The 17177-nt window shown below is 42.9% G+C and carries 10 protein-coding genes; 3 read left to right on the forward strand and 7 right to left on the reverse strand.

Annotated features, from left to right (window positions below):
- Window positions 1-35 precede the first annotated feature (35 nt).
- The 7 genes from IEW05_RS10845 to IEW05_RS10875 are packed head-to-tail and all read right to left on the reverse strand — an operon-like array spanning window position 36 to window position 14013.
- On the reverse strand, window positions 36-3095 hold the full coding sequence (locus tag IEW05_RS10845) for a GAP1-N2 domain-containing protein (protein ID WP_188538569.1): 3060 nt from the start codon (window positions 3093-3095) through the stop codon (window positions 36-38).
- On the reverse strand, window positions 3092-4354 hold the full coding sequence (locus IEW05_RS10850; RefSeq protein ID WP_188538571.1) for a hypothetical protein: 1263 nt from the start codon (window positions 4352-4354) through the stop codon (window positions 3092-3094). Before IEW05_RS10850 ends, IEW05_RS10845 begins: the two co-directional genes overlap by 4 nt.
- Before the next feature lie 15 nt (window positions 4355-4369).
- Window positions 4370-5005: a beta-mannanase gene (locus IEW05_RS10855; protein ID WP_188538574.1), complete on the reverse strand. Its 636-nt coding sequence runs from the start codon at window positions 5003-5005 to the stop codon at window positions 4370-4372.
- Window positions 5006-5025: 20 nt separating this feature from the next.
- Entirely contained in the window at window positions 5026-6306 is a 1281-nt protein-coding gene (locus IEW05_RS10860; protein WP_188538576.1) for a vWA domain-containing protein, read from the reverse strand.
- 49 nt (window positions 6307-6355) lie between these two features.
- A complete protein-coding gene (locus IEW05_RS10865) occupies window positions 6356-8764 on the reverse strand; it encodes a tubulin-like doman-containing protein (RefSeq protein WP_229753334.1) in 2409 nt (802 codons plus the stop codon).
- Window positions 8764-12153: a tubulin-like doman-containing protein gene (locus IEW05_RS10870; protein ID WP_188538577.1), complete on the reverse strand. Its 3390-nt coding sequence runs from the start codon at window positions 12151-12153 to the stop codon at window positions 8764-8766. The genes IEW05_RS10865 and IEW05_RS10870 overlap by 1 nt, the downstream gene beginning before the upstream one ends.
- 60 nt (window positions 12154-12213) lie before the next feature.
- On the reverse strand, window positions 12214-14013 hold the full coding sequence (locus IEW05_RS10875; RefSeq protein ID WP_188538579.1) for a vWA domain-containing protein: 1800 nt from the start codon (window positions 14011-14013) through the stop codon (window positions 12214-12216).
- Between the two features lie 233 nt (window positions 14014-14246).
- Here IEW05_RS10875 and IEW05_RS10880 point away from each other — a divergent pair, with 233 nt between their 5' ends.
- Genes IEW05_RS10880 through IEW05_RS10890 form a run of 3 tightly spaced genes read left to right on the forward strand, consistent with a single transcriptional unit; the run spans window position 14247 to window position 17111 of the window.
- Window positions 14247-14402, forward strand: a complete 156-nt coding sequence (locus tag IEW05_RS10880) for a hypothetical protein (RefSeq protein WP_188538581.1) — start codon at window positions 14247-14249, stop codon at window positions 14400-14402.
- Window positions 14392-15378, forward strand: a complete 987-nt coding sequence (locus tag IEW05_RS10885) for a hypothetical protein (RefSeq protein ID WP_188538585.1) — start codon at window positions 14392-14394, stop codon at window positions 15376-15378. Before IEW05_RS10880 ends, IEW05_RS10885 begins: the two co-directional genes overlap by 11 nt.
- Window positions 15375-17111: a hypothetical protein gene (locus IEW05_RS10890; protein ID WP_188538587.1), complete on the forward strand. Its 1737-nt coding sequence runs from the start codon at window positions 15375-15377 to the stop codon at window positions 17109-17111. The genes IEW05_RS10885 and IEW05_RS10890 overlap by 4 nt, the downstream gene beginning before the upstream one ends.
- The last annotated feature ends 66 nt before the right edge of the window (window positions 17112-17177 follow it).

Here is a 17177-nt window from a genome sequence, read left to right on the forward strand (position 1 = left end):
CAGACAACTAATTTTCATCGATAGATGAATTCTATTTATTTTTTGTTGTTATTTGTTTGAGAGTTCGTAGCATTAGGATCCGTTGTATTAGGATCAGGCGTTTCGCTACCTAGAGGAGTATCATCATCCGTAGACAAAGCTCCACTTTGCGATACTTTCCACTCTGAAATGGCGTACCTCTTGTCTTGGACCGTAACCATGCTGCCTGTTGGAATGTACAACTTCTGTCCTAACGGTACAACAACTTTCCACGGGTACTCAGCTTGTCCACTATCCACAACATTTCCCGGTCCTACATCCATCAAGACAAACTGTTGTTTCTCTTGTCCAGGAATCTCTACGTATAGCGTGCTAGGATCAAATGTACGGCTCATTGACTCCTCCTGGAACAGAAACACAAGCTGTGTCATCTCCTCAGGAACACCAATTTCACTAACTGATCCGTCATCAGGAGTATTTGGGTCTGTTTGATTGTCATCAACGTTATTCGTTTTTTGGGGTTTCTCTGATGGATCAACACTCTGTTTGTTATTTAGATCAGCTGTATCCCCATCAGGCACCTTATTCTTCTCATGATCTACGGGTTCGTCATCTGCTGCACTACCTACAGCTATCTGCTCAGCGTATACGATCACCGTTTCAAGAACATTACTTCCAATACCACCGCTTGAAATATCTGGAGGTGCTGCTTCTGTTCCACGATCGAATACTCCAATCTTTTGCAACGTTAACAAGCATCCCAAGATCACGACCACAGCAAGTAGAACTACGCTTGAACTGATAATCAGCTTCTTCTGATTACGACTTATAAACTGAACCAGTGGTGAAGAGAGCTCGAACCGAGCTTTATCAAACACCTGTTCCAAAGCTGCAGAGGATTTGGAGAAATATCTATTACGGTAATCGCGGCTCTTAAAAGCATTTCGATCATGCTTTTTAAAATAAGCCAGAATCGCCGCAGAGTAAGCGGGCACGAGTCCACGTGGCCGAGCAAAATAGGGATGCCCCTGGGACCAAAGTAAAAACTCATAGATCGTTTCTTTGTCTGTAGCATTTTTTCGTAGATAGTCCAGCAAGGCACTGTACTCTACAAATCCAGTCTCTGTCTCATTGTAGTAAACAAGCGCCAGTTTGTTAAATTGGTTAGCAGTGATCTCACTTTGTAACCATTTACGTCCTAACTGCTGGACAGTATCGATTTCTTGTAATGACAGACCGTTAAAGATCGCTTCATCAGGTTTCGGTTCGGTAAACCATTGATAAGCAGAAGATAACACCATTGCATTACTACGAAGTCGTTGCTCTGTCTGATCCTTGCCTAGCTCTAATCCCTTGCCTTGCTTTAAGAAGTCTGCAGTTAGTAATTGTTCTCTAGTGAGTCTCTCCAAGTCAATCTCGCTCAGCAATACTCGTAGAGTCGTAGCTCGCAATTGCTCCAATATCGCGGAAGCAGCGAATGCTCGTCCATTCCCTAACTGTTGAGACTCTTTTTCCAACTTACTAATGCCTTCAAGTACACCATTTACAGCAGGCAGAAGAGATGGTTCGTCGCGTAACTTTCTCCCTAAAGCAATCTGAGCTGACTCCTGAAAAGGACCGTTATATAGCACTTCAGGGTGAGAGGTCGCCCAGCTTTGAACTAAGTTCAGCACATTTTTACTCTTTTGGAGGCTTAAAAACTTCTCCTGGATATAAGGCTCAAACAACATTCGAGCCAAACCTTCATTTTTTAATACCGTGTCAAAGAAATCCGCTTTAAGCCCGGGACTTCCTTCAATCAGTTCATATAGTGATGTCGCCAAATCCTTACGTTGATGTGCCAGTGTATTGTTCACAGCTCGGATAAAATAAGTTATGATTTTAACTTTTTCGCTGCCATCCACACCATTTGTAGTAATAATATGGAAATAATCACGGAAGCATTTGGCGACCCCTTGATCTGGAAGCATTCCTTGGCGCACTTCATCAAACTCACGATCAAATAGACCCATGAGCACATCGTTTAGTCTTTCTTTCGTATCAAGTGCACCTTCAGGTTTCAAGAATTCCAATAGTCCACTGAGTACATTTGCTTTATCAACTTCAAACAAACGGTAGTTCCCCTGTTCGATCTGATACAATATGGCAAGTTCATGGTAACTGGATACCGCTGTTTTCCGTACTCCCATCCCTTTTAGCATTTCATCGGCAAACTCTAGAAAAGGCTCTAGCGAGATTTGTTGTTCCAAATGATGCCACACAAAATCAAGATAAGGTTGTCTTCCATCCAAATCTATCTGTGTGGAGCGCCCCGTAGCCAAATCAAAGGTGTATTCTTTGTCCAGACTTCGATCCGTAACTCTTAAGCTTCCTCTTTCAACAAACTGAAGATGAACATACTTGCGGCTTTGCGGTTCCTTGGCATACGTAATGAATCCTAACCGTCTCCGAAATTCATAAGGAAGAACAGCATAGAGCAGTTCTAACAAACGACATGCTTGCTCATCTATTTGCTCCGGTGGTACGTCTAGGGACACGTATACTTTTTTGCGACCTTCCCCACAGGAGGTCATGACAGCTAATAACAATTGCTTAAATATCTGCTCATCTATTCTGAGCTCGTCCAGCAATGCTCTCCAAGTGGACATCACTGTTGATTCCGCAAGATTTGGATGAGGTAGCTCGTGCAATTCAGGTAATTCACTACCACTAGCTATATCATATTCCTTGGAAAATATAGCCCCGAACCACGCACGATAATCACTCACAACTTCACCAGATCGATTCGTAGGGATAACGTAGTTATGGGTCAAGAATGCGCTCCGCAAGCCAGTAAAATCTGCTGGTTGATATACACTACGCCCCAGTACCGTTTCGCCACTTTCTGTATGAAACAGATGAAGCGCTTCTGGATAAAGCGCCCCATCCTTCTCACCGCGCGTAGTAAGCTCTGTAGGAGCATCGTATGCGCAAAACGGATGAAGTGTTTTTTTGATAAACGAAGCATCAAGTCCTTCTGATTTAGCTACCGTGTCAAAACCTTCCGTAGATCGGAATAGACCACGCCGTTCCCGTGTATATATTTGTTGTTGAATGGGGAGAGAGCTTAGCTTCAATGGGTTTCTCTCCCCTCGATGTAGTTTAGTTGATAGAGCAGCCAAATAAACGGTTCGTCAACCCGAATCGGGCTAACCACGCCTTGCAGCTTCTGATCTACAGGATTACTACCTAGTGCCGATACGGCAAAATAAGCAGTATTCTTGAAATATACATCCATCGTTCCCTTAAACGGACGGTCAACTTTTTCAATAAAACGCCGGATTTCTCCATCGATATTTTGAAATTCGTCGATATTGAAATTTTTACGATGCACCACATTGTTGAAAATATTACTATTCGATTTGATATATTCGCCGTCCTCGTCTTTCAGAGAATGCAGCATATCACTTTTGGTCAATACGACGGCTGTTGGAATATCCGTCTTCCCCTTATCCTCGTATGCGATAAAGTCACCAAACATCGTCAACACGACATCACGTGGCTCGTCATACTGAGATACAAATTCACCTGGCTTATCACCCATATTGATGTGGATCTTCTCACGGATCGAGCGGATTTGCAGGGGATCGACCATGAATAATAGACCTGATGAATTTTTGATATGTTGTCCCTGTAACCCTAGATAGTCTTGATCTACCATACCTTCTCCGGCAACATCAAAGAACACCAGCGTTAACGGAGGTTTGCTCTCATCTTTGAACACGAATTGAAAAATAAACGGCTCCTGCATCCGTTCCTTTTGCGTAGACGCCAATAAATCTCCACGTTCAAATAGCGGCTCCTCATACAGCGTACGGAATTTACGACTAATCTCTGCATTTAGCGGCATGCAGGCTGCATCAAAATTCTCCGCCGTGGTATTTTGCAAGGTGTGGATCAAGGAGGTCATGTATACGGATTTACCTACCTGAGATGCACCGATAATCGAAATAATATTGCTTGGTACCTTACCAGCGGTCACTGGAAGCTCATTATGACAATGCGGGCATAATCTACGACGCGTGATCATCCCATAACGATCGTTGAGGCCCGTAACAACATGATCGGTATAAATTCGATGCTCCTCTGGCACATCTTGTGGATAAAGGATAGCTTCCATATCATAAACGGTATCCAAACCGAATCGTTCTCGATATTTATTGAGAGGTTCATCTTCACTTAAGGCGTAATCCTCATCATCTTCCCGATGGTGAGTAGCCCGGAATACGACCTCATCTGGAGAAAATTTACTGAAGCAATAAGGACATACAATATCATAAAACAGCGGCCGCTCTGCGGCTTGAGGCTTCTTCCTAAACACATCGAAAATACCCATTCCTATTTCCTCCTCTTACTCCGGTAGCAATTCATAGAACTGCCCGAACTTACGACCGTCCGTAAAAAACAAACGTACAAAGTCATCCCTGCCTACTTCAATTGCAGGTAATATGTTTCTGCCGGGTGCGAAATCACGGAGGAACGGATATTGCGTTCCGTCCTCCTTACTAGTGGGATATCCTCCCTGTTTCTTCACATAACAGAGAACCCCGCTTGGCACTTCGCATTCCGTTGTAACGGAAATATTCACCGTTTTAAATTTACGTAGCAACCCACTTTTATGACGAATCGAATATCTAATTTTTGATCGGCCTGTGCTGACCCCAATAGAATTCACTCCATCATGCTGCTCTATCAACATCATCTCGCCATCTTGTCTCTTCGCACCATAGACAATGTAGAGGAATTGCCCAATAAGATCAATTCGCTCATGATAGCCATTATTCGCTTTATATTCTTCCCTTGTATACAGCTTCAGACCGTCTAGAGATGTCGGTAAATCTGAGCTATGGCCAGCGGCTACCTTACGGATATATACGGCCTGAATTCCTTCAGGCCAGCGCCACCATAAGCTGCAGATATCTTCACCGACTTTGTAACTCAATTCGGTAATGGCATCGGTATCGTCTTCCGGTTCTATAAACCGCATCTCGCTTCGCTCCTCCGATACTAGAATCCCTTACTTTTATTATCACGTCGGCGTGGGTTGAACCCACCACCCGTACCTTCTTCAGTCCCATTCCGGCGTCGTCCCGTAAGACCAGCACCCTTGTCTTTCATGGGTACGATAAGTGTAAACATCGCAATTACCGCAGCTAGTATGAGACAGGCCAACAACCGGGTAACCCCATCTTGATAGGAAGAACCGTTTAGACCGAATTCCAACAATAAGCCTGCAATAAGTCCAGCAACTGCTCCACCTACGCTGAAGCTTCGTGCCAAATAGCGATTGTCAAACAGCAATCCAAGCGATAAACCTAGTGCTGCACCGATCAAGAGGATAAAGAATATACGCAACACCATATAATAAGTGCTATTCTCCGTCGTACCCGTCCGCTCTGTGACCAGAGTACGATCATCGATGTTGTCGTAAATTTGTTGAAATACCATAGACACATTCGCTGAGTCAGATACATCATAATATCGTCCGCCCGTGCGACTTGCTATGTCTTCTAAGAGTCCCGAACTTTGTTGATTCGTCAAGCCAAGCCCAATGGTATTTACAATGGTACCTCTGCTGACATAATCGGCAAGCGCTTGCTCTGTGTTCACTTCACTGAATCCATCCGACAGCAGAATCGCCATAGATCCACGCTTTGACCCTTCCTGCGACTGAATTTGTTTCATCGCTTCCTCCAAGGCCAAACCAATGTTGGTCCCGCCATCAGTTGAAGCAATTCCGTCCAATTGAGAGATCACTTGATCCTTGGTAGATTGATTATTCAAACGAACGAAAGGCTGTAGTATCTCCGCAGAATCATTAAATAGAATAACCGATGCTTCCTTGTCGCTGTCCATGTTGTTAATTAACTTCTTCGCCGCTTCGTAACGAGCATCATCAGGGTCTGTCTCCTGCATGCTTCCAGAGTTATCAATAATCAGGACAATATCCTTTATAGGCTTTTGCCCTCCAATATTTAACTCATACAGAAATTCTAATGCTGTACCTACTAACATCAGCAAGATCAACGTAGCAGGCAACAACATCTTCCACGATGTACTCATATAACGTTGCCGCCAAGATGAACCACTCAACTTTGGAGAGATCATCTCAGCAAGTAAGCAAGCAAATCCGATACATAGAGCGATGATCCCGAAGTAACAACCGATCAGGAACACCGCCCGCATTTCTCCCGAAAATTTATGCAGCCAAATCTCGCCGAAGGCAAATCCAACAGCGCCTCCGATCAAACTGAACAACAGCATGAGCCCATTGATTATACGTTGCATGTCCTTGGTTCCTTTCGACTAATATTTTTGTTTCGTTCCCGGTTAGTCGCTACCTTAGTTTGGGTAGATGCTCCAAGTCGATGCCGTGGAACTCATAACCATTGTTAACATACGTTTCATAGTACGTTTTACCGTTACGATAATATAGCAAATCCTCTGGGTGAAAACCGCCCATTAAATTTAGTTTCTCCACCCCGCTGCTACGCTTCTCATGCACACAGCCTAATCTGTACAGACGGGAAGTTTCATCCGCAGCGAAGACATAAGAAATAAATTCACTGTCAAAATCCCCGAATAAATATTTCTCCACGTATCGATGTTCTTGCGTGTAATCATACAGGCGGAGCTGCACTGCAGCATTATCTTCCAGCGTATGATACAGCCGCTTAAACAATTCGTCCTTCGACAGAACCGCTTTATTATCGTAGTCAATTGTTACATTGGAACGCTGTAGTAGCTCCTCTTCAAACGTTTGGTCAAAATGAGGCGAGTTTAACAGTAAATTACGACATACTGAGATTAACCTAGTGGTCAAAGCTTCCATTCCATGATCAAGGAGTTTCATGGGCGCACCTAGCTGATTCTCTTCAAAAAAGATGTGCTGTCCACGCTTGCTCTCTAACTGCACCATCAAGCTCTCGGTCACAGCTTCATAATACTCCATAATATTCTGACCGATGTATCCATCCGTTCGAGAAATGCTATCTATAGCGGACTGTCTCAGCCAAGCCTCAAGCCGTTCTAATTCCCCAGCTCGTTCTTTATAAAGTCGATGCAGACGTTCAAGTTCCTGTTCATACCGTAATAATAACTTCAGCTTCATTTCCAAGTTAACAATTTCGACTTTTTTGGTATATACGACTCCAAACAAATAGCGAATGAATCCACGTAAATTATGTTTATCCATTAGTGGGACACGTTGAAAAGGTTGATCTTCAACTCGCCCTTCTCGGAGCCCCTCCAACGTAGCTTTAGCCTTTTCAAGCTCTGCGCTTACTTCACGTCTTAGCATCTGTAACCCGGAAATGATCCCTTCCTGCACATTTCCTTCGTCACTCCAGTCTCTGACATGGAATAAACTGATATCGTCATGATGTTTCAATCCCTGCTGGACAGCTCTCGCGACATTCTCAGCAACATCAATACGATCAAGTCCTCTCAAGGCAGCTTCTTCATAGTTAGCATGAAAGAATGCACCCGCACCACTACCGAATATCGCTTCTTCGGCCTCATACAACGACATGCCCCGAATAGCAGCATAACTGATATCGTTAGTCATCAGACCATGCATCTCTTCAAGGCCATCTGCATGAGGAACAACAACCTCTGCCATCGAAGAAATGCTTGATGGACCTGCTCCAAAGAAATCAAGTCTTTGACTCACGTTAAGAGAGGAGCTTTTTCTCATCCGCTCTAATAGACCACGGTAGAAATGGTAGAGTACTGTAAGTGCAATCGGCTCGTGTGGACGTTTTACTTTGGAAAAGCCCGCAGTTACATATCCTTGTCTTCCCGATTCGGTCATCAAGTTATTTTTGAATGAAGTATTGTTATAGCTTGCATTACTCGCACTGTAGGTCTGCTCTCTTGGCTTGCGATTCTTCAACAGACTGACATGGCTAATTATTTCATAACAATTATGCAGGTCGTTATAAGAAGTCATACCAAGTTCATTCTTATCAGATAGCAAGTATACAAGATCAAATAGTGGTGAAGGAGGATGATGTACAGGAATCGACAGCCCTTCCTCGGTCACTCGCAGATTGCCAGTATACGTATATGAGGGTCCCTGTAAATAATCTAGCTCTCGCAAAAAGGCAAGACCTACTCCGCTAGAATATCCCGTACTCTCCCGTTCACTGATCAAAGCGTACAAATCGCTTTGCACCGACTTGAATGATTGGCTCAGAATAGCTCCAGCTAGAAGAGTGATTTCTGGCACCAATACATTTAGCGGGTCATCGACCCGCGTAATGACTGAGATATGAATGCGATCAAATGAAGCATACAAGCGTCCGTATTGTGATATGGCACTGCTAATTTGATGCAGCGCCATATTTAACTCATAAAGTCCTTTTCCATTATGTTGAAACTCATGGTACAAGTCAGGTCGTATGGTCTTCCCCTTCGCAGACTCCGAGGAAGGCTCAGCAATTACAAACTCGGTCAAAGGGGATGGCATCCCTTGGGTACCATCCGCTGTAGACACCTTTGTAGGAGCTTTATCGCTCTTAACATGAAAATACATGACGCCTTTGCTGTTATCCCATTTCTTATGATTCATTGCCATAACTTGCTGGACTGCGTCAGTCGACTTATCACCGATAAACAGAAAGAGCGCAGGATAATGAATGCTACTTTGGTCATCGCCTTTACCACTGAGGCGCTCTTCTGCGCGGTCATAATCTACTGCATAACGCTCCAGCAGATCTCTGATTTTGACCTCCGCCGCTGCCATTATTTCAACCTTCTGCGGATATCATTCAGCTTAGCCGCCACTTGCTTGTAGAATTGATACATTTCTTCACCGTTTGCATGCTCTACTTTTTCGTATTCTAAGGTGTCGCGTGCCTCCGTAAAGTTATCGCTTAATTCGTTCAACGTTGCTAACAACGGTTCAATATTCTCTAATGCCGTTAATTCTGCACTACGACGTGAAGTCTTACGAAGCAATATTGCCCGGTTCTTCTCTTCTAACCCACGGAAATGGGTGAACACTTCAAACTCGACGTAACTACGACTCTTCATTAGGTTAGCGAACGGCTCCCAAGCCTCTTCTTCTGCATCACGGTCATACACATATAGTGCACCCTTCTTCGTGATCGTACCGGTATAAAGTGATTCAATGAACTGTTCCAGCAAATTCTCTTCATCCTGGAATTGTCCAAGCACGGTTTCTAATTTGGTCACCATAGCAGCGATCGCTTCGTATTTGCTAAGTTCTGTACGTACACGAGCAATCAGTTCAGGTGAACGAATAAGGTTCTCTTGTGCGAGGTCTTCATTAATACTACCAAATATATCCTTAACCCCTTCGCGCTCTAGACCCTCGGAGAGCAGACGCTTTAATTCTATTACCGCTCTCTTCACCTCACCCAAATTCGGTTTAGCATTGTCTAGTCGCATATCATAAGCCTGGAGCTTCGAGTTCAAATCGAAAGATCTAGTGAATACTACTTCATAGCGTGTACTCGTATTCTGATCGATCCCTTTCTCCACAACCACACCCAGTGCTCGTGCACGTGCGAATTCTTCCCGCACTCTGGCGTTATATCCTTTTACACGCTCATTTACGTATACGTCACCCCATGATTTTTCCGGGATCGGCGAAGGTAGATACGTCCAGTTATTCTTATCTGTTTGTACCAAGTGACGTCCAATTCCCTCTTTATCAAGAATCGTCCGTTCATAGCTTTCCTCATAAACTTTCAGCGGAGTATAGACATAGAGCGGTACCCCGTTACGTGTATTCAACCAGAATATCCGGTTTTTCACTTGGCTTTCCTTCACCGTAAAGTGTGATTTCCCAACAGCGTTGTTCTGGTAATTGCGAATTCCCTTCAGGATGCTTGGCGCCTGTACTGGAACCGAGACAAACCCCCATGATGGGAAGTGCAGATTGCCCGTACTGTTCGCAAGGTGGAATACAGGAATGGCTTCTTCATCCAATTTACCAGCGATAAATCGCTCAACAAATTTATCGATGGATTCATCCTGACCGTATTTGATAACCAAGAAATCTTCCATCGACTTCGTAATCAAATCCCCAAACTTCTCGCTCAGGAACTCAGAAATCGACGAGACAATATCAATCTCTTGCTCTTTCACCCATTGGTTGGAGTTATTCAACAGTTCAGTAGAGAAATCGCGGATCAGGTCATCTACATCTTTCTGATCCATCAGATTGTTGACAACTTTTGAAATATCCGGAACACTGACAAGGTTCCAATAATATGTCTTGTTGCCTTTGTGATCTGACTGTTCTTCACCAGCAGTCAAAATATCGCCGTTCTTAGCAAAGATGGAGCTCAGTGCATTCAATATTTCTGTGAATACACTGTATATCCGGTTGTTCTCAGCATTAAGTAGAGCATATAAGTCCTCATAGAACTCGATGAGCTGCTCCGTCCGCTCAACATCCGCATGAAGCCAATATTCATTCATTTTTGCTTCAATATATACGTTCTTCTTCTTATCTTTGGATACAAACGCACTCTTCGCATCGCCTAGCTTCTCAGCAGCTTGATCCTGCGCTGCTTCAATATCACGTGGAATGTGAAGCAGGTTTTCGCGAAGTGTTTCGATGTAAGATAGTAGCATTTTCAACAGACAGAAACCTTTTTCCGTATAGATTAAGCGTGATACATAGAAAGGTCCTTGCTCTGGATGTAGGAACAATCGACGAATCTGGTCGCTGAACTGCGCTACAATTTCACCAGGAAGTTGTTTTTTAGCTTTAATATATTCTTCACGAGCACGGGACAAGAAGTTTTGTTCAAGTTCCGTATCAATGTTCACGACTTGTGCTTTTATCACATTATTGTAGCTGAGTCGTTCGCTGTTCTGATATCCAGGAAGTGGCTCTGGCACCCTAGATTCAAATGTTTTCTCCATCGTATCCAAATCAATTCCTAGCTTACGAGCAAACTTCTCAACATCCTCTTGTGACGGAGCCTTTTGGAACATTTTATCCATTTTGTCAAAGAGACGATACGCCAAATACGTAGTCATTTCTTCAATCGGTAGAACCGCTGAGGAAGCACCAATGATGTTATATTCGTAGTTAGCAGGATACAGCTTGTTCATTTGCGCAATATTGGTGCGAATATTACTAATGTAATCATGAATCGCGAACTCTTCACCAGACTGCTTCTCTTCACTCGCCATAAAGTTTGTAATATTCTCCGCTGTCACATTCATGCAGTAATCATAAGCATTTTCAAGCAATTTACCTTCCGTGTTCGTTGCTGAAATCAAATGACACAAATTAAATGGAGGAAGTGGAGAATTCACCGTCAAAATATTGCCGTATTGCTGTTTGAAACGCTCGCCTCGATTATCAACATTCATCCAGTAATCTAGTTCCTTAAGTGCAGCGTAGCCATTCTTCTTAATGTACTCACGCGTGTGTTCGCTAAGGCTCTTATTGGCCAAGTTAATATCAGGTGTGAACAAATAACCGAGTGTATTGACCCGATCGATCCCGGCAGATCCGTGATCGCGTTCAATAATTCCCCGAACAATATAGGCAATATCGAGGAAACATCCGCTTCCTGTACCACCGGACAAACCGGTTAATAGAAATACCATCAACTTTTTGTTTGTACCTACGGATAGGGTCTTGATTTTCTTATCGATCGCTTGCACAACTTGATTGATCTTTGTAAATAACAGAAGTCGTCCTGCTTGACGAACGCCAGCTGCACCGTTCATACCATCAGTAATGCTTAGCTCTGGTGATAACCAGTCTGTGATATAAGGCTCCAAGATACTACGATTTTGCAATAACCCGCCGATTTCTGCATTGGATAGCAATACGAATTCATTGATCGGATCTAGTCCAATTCCTTTATACCGCTTCGTACGATCTTGTTCATTCGTTTCAAAGGCTAGAAACTCCACATTGTCCGGCTTTTCCTGCTTCTTCTTGGAAAGTGGATCTTCCGGTAATTTGAAGCGGCGATTGATTTGGTACTTCAAGCGGAGCAGGGCATCGATCCCCGTCCCTCCAAGACCGATAATGAGAATCGGGTTATCAATCGTATCTACCCGGATTTTATCACTGACAATACCTCCGCCAAGCGATACATCCAATTGTTGAATATGCTCTCTGACGACTGGTTTCATGTACATTTCCCCCTAGACTTTCATAATAATATTAGTTAAAAAACAGATGCGTGAAGTAAACTACACAAGGTATTCCAAGAAAATCGTCTTATCACTCTGGTTCAATGGAACGGTAATTCGATCGCCGCCCTTGAGTTCAAGCCCCTTACTAATATCTACGGCACGACCTGACTTCTCTAGTGTCCCACCGCCTTGGCTACGGATGATAATTCGATCATTAGGGCCAGGCGTAAAGATGAAGCCCTCCGTTTCCTTCAGTTCTGGTGCAAGCTGAAGCAACTGGTGGAGATTAAATTTGCCTTTGAATGCCCCCAGTTTCTTATACTGTGGAAAACTCTTCTCATTCGTATTCTCATCACGTATTTCAATGACCAGTTGGCCAACAAACCCTTTATTTTCCTTGCGCACCATTCTCATAATGACAAAAGCAGCTATAAGTAGAACTATGATAATAAGCGCCCAGATAACGACGGTCATAACGGGAAATGGCTTGGCTTTCTCTACGTCAGTTGGTTTCGGAGTACTGGTTCCTGTACTTCCAGCAGAACTCGCTGATTTTGTACTGATCTTAACCGGTTCGGTTTCACGGTAGAAGCTTTTCTCCTCGGCTCTTACGACGAGTTCATAATCATGCTTGTCAGCTATGCTATAACTTCCCTCAAAGCTGTCCCCCGTGTTATTAAGTTTAATCTCTTCTGTATCTCCAGTATCTAAATCCTTAACAATCAGCACGGCATTCATGTTCGTATATAATTCAGTGTTCGGCAATTTCTGACCATTGCTAGTTAAGTAAGCTAGAATATCAATCTTATCGCCTTTTTTATACGTTTTGGAAGGAATAGGATCTAGATCCAGTTCCAGATCATAGTTAAACACCAAATTGATATCAATCTTATCCTTAGAAGCACCCTTCACTTTGAGCTTCCAATCTCCTTCTGCTGGTGTCAGAAGCTTGAGTAGAGAGTAACTCTTTGATTTCGATAACAAGACTTTATCCGAAGGAACCGCTACTTCTGTACCGTTCGGATCAACCAATACCGTTTCGACGGGTTTGGAGGACATAATTGAAATGTTGGCCTCAAGCACGTTGGCATTGGGCACATTGATCGTAACCTCTTGAAACTTGCCGTTCCCCGTCATGCTTGGAATAGGAACTACCTTTAGCTTCAAATGACTAGCGAATATTTCACTTAAGATTTGCGGTAGATCGTCTGCAGTGTTAGTAGAGAATGACTTACCATCCGTTTGCTTGGCGAGATCAGCTAGCGCTTCTTTATTCAATTTACCATCTGCGTTCAAGCCAATCGTATAGATTGGTATTCCAGCATCTTTAGCCTCTTGAACCGCTTGTGACAGTTCCTTATCCGACTCACTTTGCGTTCTGCCTGAGTTTTTATTGAAATCGTTGTTCCCATCAGCCAATAAGACGATCATTGGCTCGTGATTAGGATCAGCGCTATTCTGTAGCACTTTCATTGCCTCTCTTACCCCCACCGCAATATCGGTGTAAGGTCCTCTATTGAGCCCATCAATAAATTGCTTCAAATCTTCTTTGTCAGCCGGAGACTTAATTTCCAGAAGCGCCTTCTCCCGCTCGATTTTATCCGTATAGGCTACAATTCCTACTTTATCTCCTTTGGTTGATAACATATCAATAAACATCTTCATTGCTTCATTACCTATTTTCCCTGTGTCACTCTTATTCATAGAGTTGCTGACATCGACGACAAGAACAGCATCAATTTGTGATGTCTGACCTGTTCCAGCGGCGTCAGCACTAGGAAGACTGTGTGGAAAATAAATCAGTAGTAGAGAGAACACCAGAAGTAATCTCAGCGTAATTTTAGTAGTTCGAAACATAAGTTGTACTCCTTCACAGTAAAATCAAAACAAGAACAAGATTAGTCTATTATACCTAATAAACATTAAGAAAAGGTTAAGAATGCTTGTAACCATATCATGTCACGCGCTAAGTGACTGAAAGCTGCTAGCATTTATGACATTATGATATAATTAAACCCACAAAAGTTCAATTTATGCATACTATATCTACTAAAATCGCAGCTTATCCCTGAACAAGAAAGGAATTCTCTATGATTACAAACGTATTTTTAATCATTTTGTTACTATTAACCATTGTCAAATGGGTGAAATATTTACTCTCACGGAAACGCGTCACGACCTCAGAGCAGGTGAATCTGGCCTTGCTTAACTTGTTGAATGAGGAGCGCGAGCGACATGAATCCTAGACAACCTAAAGAAATCAACGCTGAACTCCCTAAACCTAATTTCCCTAGCGCAATAAAAAAGTCGAAATATGCCTATGAAAAGCTAAGGGTATGTAGCCATTGTGGTAGCTACACCGTGCTCCAAGAAACAGAATGTACTAGTTGCGGTAAAACGAATCTTCGTCCGATCACTTTGCATGCCGAGAAAGTAGTTCGACGTTCCATGCGAAATGAACTCTGGTTAATCCTATTCGTTATGTTAGTCGCCATCCTATTTAGTCGGGATGCTGGACAGATTGCCCTTAGCTGTGTCTGTGGGGCTGTAGTTCTTGTCGTTGTACGACTTCTTCAACGCAAAACACTGGATAATCGGACAAATGAACAATTAATAAAACACTTCGTACGTAACCGCCAGAGAATTATTGATGGATTAATCAAGAATCTCGATACAGCGGTTGAGGTCGGGAATAACAAGGACCATCGGCGTTCCTATGAAATGTTCCGTCAGGTTAGTTCCCTTGTACGAAATGATCATATTCGCATGCTACAAATTATCCAACTCCAGTCCTATGTCCTTCGCAGTGATATGGATTTGGAACTAGAACCTTTATTATTGAAACATTTCGATGGCCATCTTGCCGCCTATATTGGAGAAATAGCCAAGGTCAACCGCGAGTTGATCAAAGATAAAACTTTCCGCTACGTCATCAAATATGAAAATGAAATTCTAAAAATGAAAGATGGCTCTAACATCCTAATTGGCGTTGCAGGTGCCGCAGTCCGGAAGAAGCGTTATGTTGTGAATTATGCAGACTTTGTTGCTCGTTATGCTCGCAAACTACCCAAAGATCGTTTTCTACGTCTATACCGTGTCATTAGCGGTCACCCTGAGCAGCATTGGGGTGAACTAGGAGTCATCGTGTCCCAATACTATGAAGAGAAATATGAACCAGACCGAGAGTTTCAATCAAGCCTAACAAGGGGCCATTCCATATGACGATCAAAAAAATAATAACCCTGCAAAATCTGCTCATCACCTTATGTGCGATTGTTATTATCCTTATTGGATATAAGGGTTATCAGTTTCAATTAAAAGTTTCATGGGTCGCTGAAGCGGACCGTTTGTACGCTGAACACAAGCTGGTAGAGGCGGAAGCCTTATATACTAAGGCTCAGAATAACCGATTTCTCAACTATAAGGAGCAAGAGATTGCCGCAAAATTGACTGAATTGGCTCCGATTACGAAGATTAATGAACAGCTAGCCTCTTTAAATCATACCGCCCAAAATGCTACACGAAATCATGATTATGAGGGGCTTATACAAGTATACGAGCAGTGGAACAAAGTCAGTAGCACATATTTGGAGCCTGAAGAGAAATATTCACCTTATTATCGTCAAATCTCGGACATCGTTGGGATATCAGCTAATATGAAGTCATATTTCCAACAATTTGAGGAGCAATTCTTATCCGCAGCAAGTTCTAATCTAAAGAAAGCTCAATATAAGGATGAGACGTTTAAGTGGAATCTACTGCGTCTTCCTAGTGAGTTTTTTGGTGGGGAGAAGAAGTTTACAGCACAAATACTGGATGAGTTAAAAAATTATGACGAGACCAAAATGAACCAACTGGCCTCAGCTAATACTTACAACACGCTATACATCGAAGTATTGAATATGCTGAAACAATACGATGAGCATCAAATCGATGCAGATTGGGTAACTGCTGGCGTTGAGAACATCGGATTAGCTTTATTGAAAAAAGACCTTGAGAACAATAACTATAGAAATTTCGCCGAAGACGCCAAGCAATATGAAACCTTCGTTACTGACGCCGGCTTTAAATCATCCAAAGTGGTGAACTATATCGTAAATCGCTATAGTGAAATCATGAAAGAAGCTAAGAAACTTACAGCAAATCAAGAGTTTCAGCAAGCTATTAATATTTATGAACAACTTCATGCGTATAAAGATACTACAGATCTCATTAAGTCAGTAAAAATGGAATGGTTAAAAGCTGAACCTGCCCGAATCCTTCCAGAACAGCCACAAGGATATTTGCATGTTAGTGGAGGTACGGATCGATTTGAATCCAAGGTGTACGCCGCTGCTGCGGATCAAGGCAATCTCATCTATTTCGGACGTATGAATTCGAATGACGCTGTACAGGTATTGACCTACAGTGATTTACCAAGCAGTGAGCAGATACAAAACATGACGATAGATAAAGATTTGAGTACATCCTCAATACCTGTTCTACTCATTCAATCTGCTTCTGATAACCGAACTGCTATTTATACAGCACTTGAAGTTCGGAGCGATCAGATAGTATTGCTCTACCGTATTGAAGCCGATGAAATTACGGTTAATCCTGATGGCACACTGACTGTGATCAACCCTGTAGGTGAAGGTGCCGGGGAGACTACCATTTATGAACGACAAGGAGATAGTTATCATTTTGCTAAAGTTCAAGTGAACATTACGGACATTGATGGAAGCTTGCTTGCTGAATATCCTGGAATCAAGGTCAGATTCACATGTACGGTATTTATGGCTGGTGCCGGGGAGGTCATTGCTTTAGCAGGTAATAACTACATGATGTTAACAGGTAATTTCAATTTCTACGAAGGAGATATCACGGTTACAGGTACATTCTCACAGTTTAGAGATATCGATTTGTTTGGTGAACCCTTTACCGTGCCAGTGTTTGAGGTTGAAACGGTTCAGTAAATCAAGGAAGCTAGTGATAGTAACGGATTTATAGGAGCCACCTCGGCTGAGGTGGCTCCTTGTATT

This window comes from Paenibacillus segetis (assembly GCF_014639155.1).
GTDB classification, from domain to species: domain Bacteria; phylum Bacillota; class Bacilli; order Paenibacillales; family Paenibacillaceae; genus Fontibacillus; species Fontibacillus segetis.